The following is a 13,820-nucleotide window of genomic DNA, read 5'->3' as shown; positions in this document are numbered from 1 at the left end:
CGGCGGGCGCCCCCGAACTCACCTCACGCGCCCTCTTGTTGGCACTCCCTTTACCTGTAACTCTGAGAGTCCCCCCACTTGTGAACTTGTGAACCGTTTCTCGTTGAGCGGTGGACAGGTACCTCACACAGGAAGGTGGCTCCATCCATGCTCGTCCGCGACGCCATGAGCACGATGGTCCTCACCATCGGACCGACCCACACCCTGCGCCAGGCGGCCCGGCTGATGTCCAGCCGCCGCGTCGGAGCCGCCGTGGTCCTCGACCCCGACGGCTCCGGCATCGGCATTCTGACCGAGCGCGACGTCCTCAACTCCCTCGGCCGGAACCAGAATCCGGACATCGAGACCGCCGACACCCACACCACCACGGATGTCGTCTTCGCCGCTCCCGCGTGGACCTTGGAGGACGCCGCGCAGGCGATGACGCACGGCGGGTTCCGGCACCTGATCGTGCTCGACGGCCAGGAGCCGGTCGGCATCGTCTCGGTGCGCGACATCATCCGCTGCTGGGTCCCGGCGCGGCGGCACGCGCCCCCGCTGACCGTCTGAGGACAGCAGAAGAGGGCCGGCTCCCCGACAAGGGAACCGGCCCTCCTCCTCACGCCTTCACGCGTTCACGCGTTCACGCCCTCATGCTCAGCGCAGGTCGAACCGGTCCAGGTCCATGACCTTGGTCCACGCCGCGACGAAGTCCTTGACGAACTTCTCCTTGGCGTCGTCGCTCGCGTAGACCTCGGCGACCGCGCGCAGCTCGGAGTTGGAGCCGAAGACGAGGTCGGCACGGGTGCCGGTCCACTTCACGGCGCCGGAGGCGTCGCGGCCCTCGAACTCCTCCTGCGCGGACGACGTGGACTTCCAGCTGTAGTCCATGTCGAGCAGGTTGACGAAGAAGTCGTTCGTCAGCGTGCCCGGACGCTCGGTGAGGACACCGTGCTTCGAGCCTCCCGCGTTGGCACCGAGGACGCGCAGGCCGCCGACGAGGACGGTCAGCTCGGGCGCGCTCAGGTCGAGCAGGTTGCCCTTGTCGATCAGCAGGAACTCGGCGGGGAGGCGGTTGCCCTTGCCCACGTAGTTCCGGAAGCCGTCGGCGGCCGGCTCCAGCGCGGCGAACGACTCGACGTCCGTCTGCTCCTGCGTGGCGTCGACCCGGCCGGCCGAGAACGGCACCTCGACCTGGACGCCGCCGTCCTTGGCCGCCTGCTCGACGGCCGCGGAGCCCGCGAGCACGATCAGGTCGGCGAGGGAGACCTTCTTGGCGCCCTTGGCGTTGAACGACTCCTGTACGCCTTCCAGGGCGCGCAGCACCGCGGCGAGGTCGTCGGGGTTGTTGACCTCCCAGCCGCGCTGCGGCTCCAGGCGGATCCGGGCGCCGTTGGCACCGCCGCGCTTGTCGCTGCCGCGGAAGGAGGAGGCGGCGGCCCAGGCGGCGGAGACCAGCTGGGAGACGGTCAGGTCGGTGCCGAGGATCTGCTCCTTGAGGGAGGCCACGTCGGCGGCGTCGATCAGCTCGCCCTCACGCGCGGGCAGCGGGTCCTGCCACAGCAGCTCCTCGCTGGGCACCTCCGCGCCGAGGTAGCGCACGACCGGGCCCATGTCGCGGTGCGTCAGCTTGTACCAGGCGCGGGCGAAGGCGTCCGCGAACTGGTCGGGGTTCTCGTAGAAGCGGCGCGAGATCTGCTCGTAGACCGGGTCGAAGCGCAGCGACAGGTCCGTGGTGAGCATCGTCGGCTTGTGCTTCTTGGCCGCGTCGAAGGCGTCGGGGATGGTCTCCTCGGCGTCCTTCGCGATCCACTGGTTCGCGCCGGCCGGGCTCTTGGTGAGCTCGTACTCGTACTCGAAGAGGTTCTTGAAGAACCCGTTGCTCCACTGGGTCGGCGTGCTGGTCCAGGTGACCTCGAGGCCGGACGTGATCGCGTCCTTGCCGACGCCGGTGCCGTGCGTGGACTTCCAGCCGAGGCCCTGCTGCTCCATCGGCGAGGCCTCGGGGTCGGCCTCGACCTTGTCGGCCGGGCCCGCGCCGTGGGTCTTGCCGAAGGTGTGGCCACCGGCGATGAGGGCGACGGTCTCCTCGTCGTTCATCGCCATGCGGCGGAAGGTCTCACGGATGTCGCGGGCCGCGGCGATCGGGTCCGGGTTGCCGTTGGGGCCCTCGGGGTTGACGTAGATGAGGCCCATCTGGACGGCGCCGAGCGGGTTCTCCAGCTCGCGGTCGCCCGTGTAGCGGCCGTCGCCGAGCCACTCGGTCTCGGGGCCCCAGTAGACGTCCTCCTCGGCCTCCCAGACGTCCGCGCGGCCACCGGCGAAACCGAAGGTCTCGAAGCCCATGGTCTCCAGCGCGACGTTGCCCGTGAGGATCAGGAGGTCGGCCCACGAGATGTTCTTGCCGTACTTCTTCTTCACCGGCCACAGCAGACGGCGGGCCTTGTCGAGCGAGGCGTTGTCCGGCCAGCTGTTGAGCGGCGCGAAGCGCTGCTGACCGGCGCCGGCGCCACCGCGGCCGTCGCTGATGCGGTACGTGCCGGCCGAGTGCCAGGCCATCCGGATCATCAGCGGGCCGTAGTTGCCGAAGTCGGCCGGCCACCAGTCCTGCGAGGTGGTGAGCACCTCGGCGATGTCCTGCTTGACGGCGGCGAGGTCCAGCGCGCCGAACGCCTCGCGGTAGTCGAAGTCCTCACCCATCGGGTTCGCGACCGCGGGGTTCTTCGCGAGGATCTTCAGGTTGAGCCGCTCCGGCCACCACTGACGGTTTCCCCCGCCCTGGGTCGGGTGCGCCGCACGCCCGTGCGCGACCGGGCAACCACCCTCCCCCTCCAGCTTCGGGTCAGTGACGATTGCTTCGTGATTCTCGGACATTGGGGGCCCTTCCGGAGTTGTCCTGTCGCTTGGCCTGAGCCGTTTCTGATCCTACAATGGACAATGTCTAAGTCAAGTAAGGCTCCAAAGTCACACCCGTTCGGGATTTGTTCCCCTGACTGTTAGGCTGGTTTCCATGAGTGACCTGTTGGAACGACTGCGCGGACGCGGCTGGCGGATGACCGCGCAGCGCCGCGTCGTGGCCGAGGTCCTCGACGGCGACCACGTCCATCTGACGGCCGACGAGGTGCACGCCCGCGCCGTCGCGAAGCTGCCCGAGATCTCCCGGGCCACCGTCTACAACACCCTGGGTGAGATGGTGTCGCTGGGCGAGGTCATCGAGGTCGCCACGGACAAGCGGGCCAAGCGCTACGACCCGAACGCGCACCGCCCGCACCAGCACCTGGTCTGCGCGCAGTGCGGCCAGATCCGCGACGTCCACCCGACGGGCAACCCACTGACGAGCCTGCCCGACTCGGAGCGCTTCGGCTTCACGATCTCCGACGTAGAGGTCACCTACCGAGGCGTCTGCCCCACCTGCAGCGCCCCGTAGTTCCGCACGCCTTCCAGAGCGGCCCGCACTTTCCGGTGCGGGCCGCTTCTTTGCGCCCCGCCAGGGGCGCGGGGAACTGCGCGAGAAGCCCCACCGGCCGCCACCCGACCGACAACCCCAGGGGCGCGGGGAACTGCGCGAGACCCCCCACGACGGCACACCCGGCACCAAACCCCCACCCCCACCCCCTCTTCCAGAATCTGACACCCCGTCATATTCTCGCGGGCGCCCACCACAACTCCCGCACCCCGGAGGGCCCATGCACCCCAAGCTGCAAGCCCACGACCTCACCCGCACCTTCGGCCCCACCCACGCCCTCGGCCCCCTGGACCTGACCGTCACCCCCGGCGAATTCGTCTGCGTGGTGGGCCCGTCGGGCTGCGGCAAGTCCACCCTCCTGCGCATCGCGGCCGGCCTGACCCGCCCCTCCACCGGCACCCTGGAGATCCGCACCGCCGACCCCCGCCCGGCCGCCATGATCTTCCAGGACTACGGCATCTACGACTGGAAGACGGTTCTGGCCAACGTCCGCTTCGGCCTGGACATCCAGAAGGTCCCCCGCAAGGAGGCGAACGCAAGAGCGCGCGACTGGCTCACCCGCATGGGCCTCGCCGACTTCGCCGACGCCTTCCCCGCCGCGCTCTCCGGCGGCATGCGCCAGCGCGTCGCGATCGCCCGGGCCCTGGCGGTGGAGCCCGAGATCCTGCTCATGGACGAGCCCTTCGCGGCGCTCGACGCCCAGCTCCGCACGATCCTCCAGGACGAACTGCTCGCCCTGACCCAGTCCACGCGCACCACGACCCTGTTCATCACGCACAGCCTGGAGGAGGCGATCGTCCTCGGCGACCGGGTCCTGGTGATGTCGGCCCGCCCGGGCCGGGTGATCGCCGAGCGCCGTCCGCCGTTCCCACGACCGCGTACCGGAGACATCCGCGACACCCCGGAGTTCACCTCTCTCAAGGGCGAGTTGTGGGACCTGCTGCGCGGCGAGGTGCACCAGGAGGCGATCCCGGCATGACGACGACCGCCCCCGCCCAGTCCCCCGGCGACGACGTCCTGGTCCGCGCCCCCGGCCCGCAGGAACTCCACCCCGCCCGCACCCGCCGCCGGCGCCGCACCCTGGAACTCGCCCTCGCCGTCGCCGTCCCCCTGCTCCTGGTCCTGCTGTGGCAACTGGCGGCCACCCAGTCCTGGATCGACGACCGGGTCTACCCGGCCCCCTCCACGATCCTCGCCGACGGCTGGGACCGGGCGACGGCGGGCGACCTGTGGCCTGACGTCTGGGCCACCCTCAAACGCGTCCTCGGCGGCTACGCGATCGGTACCGTCGCGGGCTACGCCCTGGGCCTGCTGATGGGCTCGGTGTCCCTGATCCGCGCGGCCCTGGAGCCGCTCCTCGACGCCCTCTACGTCGTCCCGAAGCTCGCCCTGCTGCCCGTGTTCCTGAACATGTTCGGGCTCGGCGAAGGCCCCCAGATCGCCCTCGTCGCGGCGACGGTCTTCTTCTTCGTGTGGATCTCGACCATGGCGGCCGTCCTCTCCGTGCCCGCCGGGCACCGCGACGCGGGCCAGGTCTTCGGCGCGTCACCGTGGCAGATGTTCCGCCACGTCCTGCTGCCGGCCTCGCTCCCCGCCGTCCTGGTGGGCGCCCGCATCGCCGCGGGCGTGGCGGTCCTCGTGATCGTCGCCTCGGAGCAGATCGCGGCGACGAACGGCCTCGGCCACCTCATCTTCGACGCGCGCGCCCTCTTCCAGAACGACGTGATGTTCGTCGGCATCGTCTGTGTCGCCGTGCTCGGCGTCGTCTTCTCCGAACTGGTCCGCCTGGCGGGCCGGTTCCTCACCCCCTGGGCGCCGCGCGACCGCGGCCGAGGCCAGTCCTGACTTCTTTTTGCACCCCTGTACGGAGGTTCCATGCGCACCAGAGACCTACGTACGGCCCTGCTCGCGACCGGCGCCCTGCTCCTCACCACCGCGGCCTGCGCCAAGAACGACACCGACACGTCCGGGCCCGCGGCCGCGCCCCGCACGATCAAGGCGGTCGACGGCTGCGGCAAGGGCGGCTGGACCGACCCGGCCGACCTGGCGACCGACCGCGAGCCCGCACGCTGCGCGTCCGGCGCCCCCGCCCCCGTGAAGCTGGCGAAGCCCCGCAAGCTGACCATCGCGACGGGCACCCTCAGCGCCGAGTACGTGGCTCCACTCGAAATGGCCGTCGAGAAGGGCGAGTTCAAGAAGGAGGGCCTGGACGTCACGCTCAAGGTCCTGCCCACCCCCGACGCCCTCCCCCTGCTGGCCAAGGGTGACATCGACGCGCAGTGGGCGGCTCCCGAGGCCGCCGTCATGAACGGCATCCTGGGCGGCTTCGACATCAAGTGGGTCGCGGGCAACTTCTCCCCCGACCCCAAGTCCAAGTCCGGCCTGTGGGTACATCTGAAGGACGGCGAGAGCGCGTCCCACGTCTCCATGGCGGGCCGGAAGATGGGCACGATGATCGGCAAGGGGTCCGTCATCTCGTACCCCATGAACACGGCGCTCAAGAAGCACGGCGGCGGCCTCGACAAGATCCAGTTCCAGCAGCTCGGCTCGGCGGACGTACTGACCGCGCTGCAGAACGGCGGCGTCGACTCCGCCTGGCTGCTCGACCCGGTCTGGCGCAAGGTCGACGGCGACAAGCGCTACGCGTTCCTCGGCGGCCAGCCCTTGGGCGAGCCGCTGGGCGGCCTGTTGTTCGGCCCGAACCTGCTGAATGACGACCCCGACGCGGGCGTGGCGTTCCTCCGCGCGTACATCCGCACGGTGAACACGTACTTCGCGGGCGACTACAAGAAGGACCCGGCCTTCGTGACGGAACTGGCCGCGCTCCTGAAGACCGACAAGAAGGTCCTGGAGTCGACGCCGTCGCTCCGCATGGACTGGGAGATCCGCGCCGGCACGACGGACCGGCTCCAGAAGGCGTACAAGGCGGCGGGCGTCTCGAAGGGCGATCCGCTGCCGGAGTCGAAGACGGTGGACAGGAAGCTGTACGAGGAGGCCGTGGGCCACAAGCCGTCCTGAAGCCCCCTGAACGCGCCGAAGCCCGGAACCTTGATGGTTCCGGGCTTTGGACTTTCAGTAGCGGGGACAGGATTTGAACCTGCGACCTCTGGGTTATGAGCCCAGCGAGCTACCGAGCTGCTCCACCCCGCGTCGGTAAACCCGACTCTACGCGACGCCCCCGACCAGCGCAAATCCCTTCCCAGCCGCCTTGGGCAATCTGCCGCTTTCCCACCCCGCCCCGCCGCGTTGGGCAATCTGCCGCCAGGGGCGGCAGGGTGGGCAAGGCGGCACCCCGGCGCGGGGCGAGCGCGCATCAGGCCCGAGCCCCAGCCCCGCCGGACCAGCCACAGCCCCGCTCTAAGCCGAAAGCTCCTGCCGCAAGGCATCCCGCAACCGCCCGGCCCGCTCGGCAACCTCAGCCGGCCCGAGCTCGACAGCCCGAGACGCCCACGTCTGCCCCGCGGCAAGCTCCCCACGCCGAGCACACAGCAGAGCCAACCGCAACGCCGCCCGCCCATGCCCCGCATCAGCCGCCCGCGTCCACCACAGCGCCGCCTCCGGCTCACTGCCCTCCCGCGCGAGCAGCAGCCCGAGATTGAACGCCCCGTTGCGCGACCCGGCCTCGGCGGCCGCCCGGTACCAACGAGCCGCCTCGACGACATCCCCGCGCGCGGCGGCCAGCATCCCGACCCGTACCTGCGCACGCCGGTGCCCGTGCTCGGCGGCCCGCTCGTACCACTCCTCGCACTCGGTCTTCGCCGTGACGGGCTCCCCCAGCTCGTGCCGGGGCGCGGGCGGCGTCCGCCGGTCGAGCAGCGTGGCGAGCCGGTAGGCGGCCTCGGGGCTGCCCCCGCCCGCCGCGCACCGCAGATGCCGCTCGGCGCCCTGCTCGTCGCCGTCACGCAGCCGCGCGATACCCGCCTGGAGGGCGGCCTCGGTGTGCCCGCCGGCCGCGGCACGCTCGTACCACTGGACCGCCTTGAGAGCCGACTCCGCCTCTTCGCGACCCGCGTAGAGGATGCCCAGATTGAAGGCGGCATCGACGCTGCCCGCTTCGGCGGCCTTGGAGAACCAGGGCTCGGCGCCGACCGCGTCCCCGTTCTGCAGGAGCAGGACAGCGAGCGCGTTGGCCGCCTCGCGGTGCCCGGCGTAGGCGGCACGCCGGTACCAGTCCTCGGCCTGCGCGGTGCGCTTCTGCTCGGCGCACAGCAGACCGAGGTTGTACGCGCCGTTGTTGTCGCCCGCGTCCATGGCGGCCCGGTACCAGCGCTCGGCGGTCTGCGTCTCGCCGCGTCCGGCGTGCAGCGCGCCCAGCGCGTTCGCCGCGTTGCCGTCGCCGTCCTGGGCGGCGCGCAGCCACCACACGGCGGCGCTCTCCTCGTCGCCGGCGTCACGCAGCAGGAACGCGAGGGCGCACGCGGCGCGCGGCTCACCGTCCTTGGCGGACGTCAGGTACCAACGGCCGGCCTCTTTCAGCTCGCCGCGCTTCTCCAGGATCGCGCCGAGGTGCAGCGCGCCCCTGCGGTGCCCGCGCGCGGCGGCCTGGCGGTACCACTGCTCCGCTTCCTCGGCGGGGCTCCTGGCGTCTCCCGCGACCAGCACATCGGTGCCGCTCTTGCGGTCGAGCGCGCGGGCGAGGCGGTACGCGGCCTCCCGGTGCCCGCGCTCGGCGGCGACCCGCATCCAGCGCTCGGCGCCCACGTCGCTGCGGTGCTCAAGGAGGTCGGCGAGGGCGTACGCGGCGAGCGTGTGGCCCTGCTCCGCGGACTGGCGCAGCCAGTACTCGGCGGCGGGCTCGTCGCCCCGCTCGCGGTGGTGCCGGCCCAGGGCGTGGGCTGCGGCGGCGGAGCCGGCGACGGCGGCGATCCGCCACCATCCCGCGGCTTCGTCGGCGTAGCCCCGCTGGTGGAGCAGGACACCCAGATTGTTGGCGGCGGCCCGGTCGCCCACGCTCGTGGCGTTGCGCAGCAGAGGCTCGGCCCCGTCGAGATCACCGCGGCGCAGCAGCATGGCGCCGAGGACACTCATCGCCTCGACGTCGCCGGCCTCCGCGGCCAGCCGCTGGCGTGCTTCTTCTACAGCTTCACCGGATTCGTCCCGATCTGTCGGCTGCACAAACCGCCCTGTCTCCAACAGAGTTGCCTTGTCCCCCATAACGTCCATCGTCGCACCACCTGCAACCTGGGTACATCGTGAATACCGCAGCCAGTGAGGTCACTTCAGCGTTTTGTCGACATGCCCACAGAGAGATAAGTGAAACACAGATTCCTCAAGTCTCCCCGGGCGAAGCCTCTTTCGCACGTACCTGGGACAGACCTGGTACATCTCTGGTACGCCCCTGGCACGCGTACCCGGAACAGCCCGTTTCGCACTGAGTCGCACCGCACATGCCAGCGACTCATGACATCCGGTGCCCTGACGCACCGAAGGCCCGGAAGCCTTAGCTTCCGAGCCTTCGATCATCAGTAGCGGGGACAGGATTTGAACCTGCGACCTCTGGGTTATGAGCCCAGCGAGCTACCGAGCTGCTCCACCCCGCGCCGTTGTGATGCAACCGTACCACGGCGCGGGATGGTGCTCACTCACCCTCCGACCTGCACCTCAGCCACTGCTGCTCGTGCCGTCGGAGCCTGCCTTGTCCTTGCTGCCGGACTTGCCGTCACCGTTCTTGCCGGCTTCCTTCTCGGCCACGGTCTGGGCCTTGTCGGCGCGCTCCAGGGCGTCCTGCAGATCGTCCTGTGCCGTGCCGTACGCGGCCCAGTCGCCGTCCTTCAGTGCCTTCTGGCCCGCTTCGAAGGCCTTCTCGGCGTCGGCGAGGGCCTCCTTGACCGTGGAGTCCGTCGGCGTCGTCTTGTCACCGCCGGGTTTCTCCGGTTCGGTCGTCGAGCCGCCGTCCACGTCGAAGGCGTCGTTCAGCGCATCCGAGAGCGAGTTCGCGAAGCCCATTCTGTCTCCGTACGAGACGGCGACCTTGCGCATCAGCGGGTACTCGGAGTTGCGTCCCTGTGCGTAGATCGGCTCGACGTAGAGGAAGCCGCTGTCGAGTGGCACCGTCAGCAGATTGCCGTACAGGACCGTCGAGTCGGCGCCCTTCATGTCGCGCACCCAGTTCGCCACCGGATCCCAGGAGTTGAGCTTGTTCTGTACCTGCTCCGGCCCCTGAACCTTGTCCTCGGTGACTCTCAGCAGCCTTATGGCGCCGTAGTCCTTACTGGTCGCGTCGGCGTCCACCGCCATGAAGGCCCGTAGATTCGGCCTTCCACTGGGTGTGAACGTCGTCGTCAGTGAGAACTGCTGACTGGTCTGACCCGGCATCTTCATGGACAGGTAGTACGGCGGGACCGCGCTGTTGTCCTTCTTGGTCGGGTCGTTCGGCACCTGCCAGGCGTCGGACGCGTTGTAGAACTGGTCCGAGTCCGTCACGTGGTACAGGCTCAGCAGCTCCCGCTGGACCTTGAACATGTCCTGCGGGTAGCGCAGGTGCTCCTTCAGGTCGGCCGGGATGGCGCTCTTGGGCTGCACCGTGCCGGGGAACGCCTTCTCCCACGTCTTCAGGACCGGGTCGCTCTCGTCCCACGCGTAGAGCTTGACCTCGCCCGTGTACGCGTCGACGGTCGCCTTCACCGAGTTGCGGATGTAGTTGACCTGGTTCTGCTGCGCGACCACGGAGCGCTGGCTGTCGGCCTCGTTGAGCGAGTCGGCGGTGGTGTCGCCGAGCGTCGTACGAGACGCGTACGGGTAGCCGTTCGACGTCGTGTAGGCGTCGACCACCCACTTGATCTCGCCGTTGACGACGGTCGGGTACGCGTCGCCGTCGATGGTCAGCCAGGGCGCGACCGCCTCGACGCGCTCCTTGGGCGTGCGGTTGTACAGGATCCGCGAACCGTCGCCGATGGCGCCGGAGTAGAGGATCTGCGGCTCGCTGAAGGCCACCGCGTACGCCGCGCGGTTGATCGGGTTCGAGAGGTTGACGCCGCTCTTGCCCTTGTAGCTGGTGGTCTTCTGGGTGCCGTCCTCCTGCTCGTAGTCCAGCTCCTTCTGCGGCCCGCCGACGATCGAGTACTGCGTCGTCTTCTCGCCGTAGTAGATGCGCTGGTTGTAGTCCCCGAGGTCACCGCTGGTCGGCAGACCCGACTCGGTGAACTGCGGGGCGCCCTGCGAGGTGGAGGTGCCCTTCGCCGTCACGGCTCCGTAGCCGTGCGTGTAGACGAAGTGGTCGTTGATCCAGTTGCGCTTGTCGAGCTTGCCGAGGTTCAGCTCGCGCAGGCCCACGACGGTGTCCTGGCCCTTGTAGCGGTCCACGTCCAGGGTGGTCGGGAACTGGTAGTACTTCCGCTGCTGCTCGAGCTGCTGGAAGGTCGGCGACACGATGTTCGGGTCGTTCAGGCGGTAGCTGGCCGCCGAGTCGGCCTCCGAGCGCTGCTTCTTGGTGTCCTTGTCGGACCCCTCGCCGCTGTAGTCGCCGACCGTCGCCGTGTCGATGCCGTACGCCTTGCGCGTGGCATCGATGTTCTTCTTGATGTACGGCGCTTCCTTGGACTGCTCGTTCGGCTGCACCTGGAACTTCTGCACGATGGCCGGGTACAGGCCGCCGATCAGGATCGCCGAGAGCACCATCAGGCCGAAGCCGATGACCGGCAGCTGCCAGGTGCGCCGCCACAGGGTCGCGAAGAACAGCAGGGCGCAGATGACGGCGATGCAGAACAGGATCGTCTTCGCCGGCAGATACGCGGTCGCGTCGACGTACCTGAGGCCCGTCCAGTTGTCCGTCGCCTTGAAGTCGCTCGACTTCACCGCGAGCCCGTACCGGTCGAGCCAGTACGCGACCGCCTTGAGGGCCACGAAGAGGCCCAGGAGGACGGAGAGGTGTCCCGTCGCGGCCGCCGTGGCGCGCGCCCCGGGGCTGGTGATCCGCAGTCCGCCGTACAGGTAGTGCGTCAGCGCGGCGGCGACCAGGCCGATGACCGCGGCCGCGAAACCGAAGCCGAGGAGGAAGCGGTACCAGGGCAGGTCGAACGCGTAGAAGGACACGTCCAGGTGGAACTGCGAGTCCTTCTGGTTGAACGGCACGCCGTTCACGAACTGCAGCCATGTGCGCCACTGGCTCGCGGCCGAGGCGCCCGCGATCAGGCCGACGAGGGCGGTGATCCCGAGCAGCAGCCACTTCTTGAAGGGCGCGATGCCCATCCGGTAGCGGTCGAGGCTCTGCTGTTCCGTCGACATGGCGCTCAGCGGCGGGCGCAGCCGGTGCGCCAGCCAGATGTTCACGCCCACGGCGAGCGCCATGAGCAGACCGAAGACGAAGAAGAGTCCGATCTTCGTCTGCAACGTCGTCGTGAACACGGACGAGTAGTTGACCGACCGGTACCACAGCCAGTCCGTCCAGAACCCGGAGAACATGACGAAGGCCATGCCGAGCACGGCCAGGACGCCCAGCGTCAACAGCAGCGTCCGGGCACGCCGGGAGGGGCGTCCCACTCTGATCCGCGGTCCCGTCGGACCCCCGCCCCGGTCCGGCATCTGGAAAGCCAAGGTGCGCACCTCGATAGTTCGCTAATCGATCTGTCAGGCCCCCGAGATCGCGGACCCCTCACCTATGCAACTTACTCAGGCTTTACTCAGTTCCCGCTTCGGGGGACTAACGAGGCAGGATTGTGACCATGTCCAACACCCCCATGGCAGCAAGCCCCCTCACCCGCGCCGTTCTCGAGATCGACGAGTACGCCTCCGGCATGGGCTGGGACCAGCCCGCCCGTCTCTTCGCCCTCGTCGACACCGCCGCCCTGCGCAGCCAGGAACCGGCGCTCGCCTCCCAGCTCGGCCTGGAGAGCGAGGGCGAGACGACCGGCTTCACCCCGATCCTTCAGGACGAGGTTCCCGCCTCCAAGCCGCTGGACGAGTTCCTCGGCACCATCGCGTGGCCCGACGCCGTCGCGGGCTGCGCGCTGACGGTGGAGCGCCTGATGCTGCCGCCGTCCGCCGAGGCCTCCGTCCCGGAGGGACTGACCGGCAAGAAGCTCACCCGGTGGGTCGCCGAGCACCCGGACCGCCAGGAGGTCCGGATGACGGTCGCGGTCCTGCGCGACGGGACCCGCGACTCGGCGCTGCGGCTGCGCGAGAAGGACTCGCCGACCGAGGTCCTCACGGGTTCCGACCTGGTGCCGGGCCTCGCCGAGGCCCTGACGGCGACCTTCGCCGAGTGAGGTTCTCCTCGTCCACCCATTCGTCTACACGTTCGTCTACGTAGAGCCGTGTTTCGGCTCGTGCCTCAGCTTTCAGCTCTCAGCTCTTGGCGGAGCACTTCGGCAGGGCGTCGGTGTTGCCACTGCGAATGTCCTTCAGGGCGCCCATCGCGTCGTCCAGGGTGTCCACCTTGACCAGCGTGAGCCCGTCCGGGGTGTCCTTGGCCGCCGTCGCGCAGTTGTCCTTCGGCGTCAGGAAGTACTGCGCTCCCTTGTCCCGCGCGCCGACGAGCTTCATCCCGATGCCGCCGATGGGGCCGACCTTGCCGGCGTCGTCGATGGTGCCGGTACCGGCCACGAACTTGCCGCCCGTCAGATCGGTGGGCGTGAGCTTGTCGACGATGCCGAGGGAGAACATCAGACCGGCGCTGGGGCCGCCGACGTCGGCGAGCTTGATGTCGATCTGGAACGGGAAGGTGTGGTCGGTCCCAGCCTGGATGCCCACGATCGCGCGGCCGTCGTCGGCCTTGTCCGTCTTGATCGTGACGTTCTCCGTGCGGGTCGCCTCCTTGCCCTCCTTCTCGGCTGCGGCGGCTTCCTTGACGGGCACGACCGTGAAGACGACGTTCTCGCCCGCCTTGTGCTTCGTGACGAGCTTCGCGACATCGGCCGGCTTGGTGATCCTGGTGCCGTCGACGGCCTTGATGACGTCACCGGCGTGCAGTTCGCCCTCGGCCGGGCTGTCCTTGACGACGGAGGAAACGATCACCCAGGACTTCACGGGGATGTTCAGCTCCTCCAGGGCGGCGACCTTGGCGCTCTCCTGGGACTGGCTGAACTCCTCGGCGTTCTCCTGCGAGGACTGCTCCTCGGTCTGGCCCTCCGGGTACAGGGTGTCGTGCGGCACCACGATGCTGTCGTGGGCGAGCCATCCGTAGACCGCGGAGACCAGGTTCATGTTGAAGTCGGCGCTGGTGACCCGGACGGTCGTCATGTTGAGATGCCCGGACGTGTCGTACGTCTTGTGCCCGGAGATCTGGATGACGGGTTCGCCGTCGTGGTCCGCGAGGGTGTTCACCGTCGGGCCCGGGGACATCTCCGCGTAGGGCACTTTGATGAGAACCCCCGCGCAGAGCAGCGCGATCAGCATCAGAGTCGAGGCGAGCATCGTCGCGGTGCGGCGTGGCATGGAA

At 69.2% G+C, this 13,820-nt stretch carries 10 protein-coding genes and 2 tRNA genes; 6 read left to right on the top strand and 6 right to left on the bottom strand.

Annotation, left to right across the window (positions count from 1 at the left end):
- Window positions 1–147 precede the first annotated feature (147 nt).
- Entirely contained in the window at window positions 148–549 is a 402-nt protein-coding gene (locus tag ACFVDP_RS31695) for a cyclic nucleotide-binding/CBS domain-containing protein (RefSeq protein ID WP_383497307.1), read from the top strand.
- A gap of 87 nt (window positions 550–636) precedes the next feature.
- Here the strand turns inward: ACFVDP_RS31695 and katG are convergent, their stop codons facing one another.
- Window positions 637–2,853, bottom strand: coding sequence for a catalase/peroxidase HPI (katG, locus tag ACFVDP_RS31690; protein WP_383497305.1), 2,217 nt, complete (start codon window positions 2,851–2,853; stop codon window positions 637–639).
- 136 nt (window positions 2,854–2,989) lie between these two features.
- Here katG and ACFVDP_RS31685 point away from each other — a divergent pair, with 136 nt between their 5' ends.
- The 4 genes from ACFVDP_RS31685 to ACFVDP_RS31670 all read left to right on the top strand — a co-directional run bounded on the left by ACFVDP_RS31685 (window position 2,990) and on the right by ACFVDP_RS31670 (window position 6,463).
- A complete protein-coding gene (locus tag ACFVDP_RS31685; RefSeq protein WP_383497303.1) occupies window positions 2,990–3,406 on the top strand; it encodes a Fur family transcriptional regulator in 417 nt (138 codons plus the stop codon).
- Between the two features lie 259 nt (window positions 3,407–3,665).
- Complete coding sequence (locus ACFVDP_RS31680) at window positions 3,666–4,424, top strand: ABC transporter ATP-binding protein (RefSeq protein WP_383497301.1); 759 nt, start codon at window positions 3,666–3,668, stop codon at window positions 4,422–4,424.
- Window positions 4,421–5,290: an ABC transporter permease gene (locus ACFVDP_RS31675; protein ID WP_383497298.1), complete on the top strand. Its 870-nt coding sequence runs from the start codon at window positions 4,421–4,423 to the stop codon at window positions 5,288–5,290. The genes ACFVDP_RS31680 and ACFVDP_RS31675 overlap by 4 nt, the downstream gene beginning before the upstream one ends.
- A gap of 30 nt (window positions 5,291–5,320) precedes the next feature.
- On the top strand, window positions 5,321–6,463 hold the full coding sequence (locus ACFVDP_RS31670; protein ID WP_383497296.1) for an ABC transporter substrate-binding protein: 1,143 nt from the start codon (window positions 5,321–5,323) through the stop codon (window positions 6,461–6,463).
- 58 nt (window positions 6,464–6,521) lie between these two features.
- Here ACFVDP_RS31670 and ACFVDP_RS31665 read toward each other — a convergent pair.
- The 4 genes from ACFVDP_RS31665 to ACFVDP_RS31650 form a co-directional block, all read right to left on the bottom strand.
- Window positions 6,522–6,595, bottom strand: a tRNA-Met gene (locus ACFVDP_RS31665).
- A 207-nt stretch (window positions 6,596–6,802) separates the two neighbouring features.
- Window positions 6,803–8,608, bottom strand: a complete 1,806-nt coding sequence (locus ACFVDP_RS31660; RefSeq protein WP_383497294.1) for a sel1 repeat family protein — start codon at window positions 8,606–8,608, stop codon at window positions 6,803–6,805.
- A 303-nt stretch (window positions 8,609–8,911) separates the two neighbouring features.
- Window positions 8,912–8,985 (bottom strand) — tRNA-Met (locus ACFVDP_RS31655).
- A gap of 61 nt (window positions 8,986–9,046) precedes the next feature.
- Window positions 9,047–11,965 (bottom strand): UPF0182 family protein, encoded by a 2,919-nt coding sequence (locus ACFVDP_RS31650; RefSeq protein WP_383497448.1) that lies wholly within the window; start codon window positions 11,963–11,965, stop codon window positions 9,047–9,049.
- Between the two features lie 140 nt (window positions 11,966–12,105).
- Here ACFVDP_RS31650 and ACFVDP_RS31645 point away from each other — a divergent pair, with 140 nt between their 5' ends.
- Window positions 12,106–12,648, top strand: a complete 543-nt coding sequence (locus ACFVDP_RS31645) for a PPA1309 family protein (protein WP_383497290.1) — start codon at window positions 12,106–12,108, stop codon at window positions 12,646–12,648.
- 79 nt (window positions 12,649–12,727) lie between these two features.
- On the opposite strand, the gene ACFVDP_RS31640 is transcribed toward ACFVDP_RS31645, so the two are convergent.
- A complete protein-coding gene (locus ACFVDP_RS31640; RefSeq protein ID WP_383497288.1) occupies window positions 12,728–13,816 on the bottom strand; it encodes a PDZ domain-containing protein in 1,089 nt (362 codons plus the stop codon).
- Window positions 13,817–13,820: the final 4 nt, after the last annotated feature.

Origin of the sequence: Streptomyces sp. NPDC057694, from assembly GCF_042799415.1 — a bacterium.
Taxonomy (GTDB): domain Bacteria; phylum Actinomycetota; class Actinomycetes; order Streptomycetales; family Streptomycetaceae; genus Streptomyces.
This window is presented reverse-complemented; position numbering and strand designations above follow the sequence as displayed.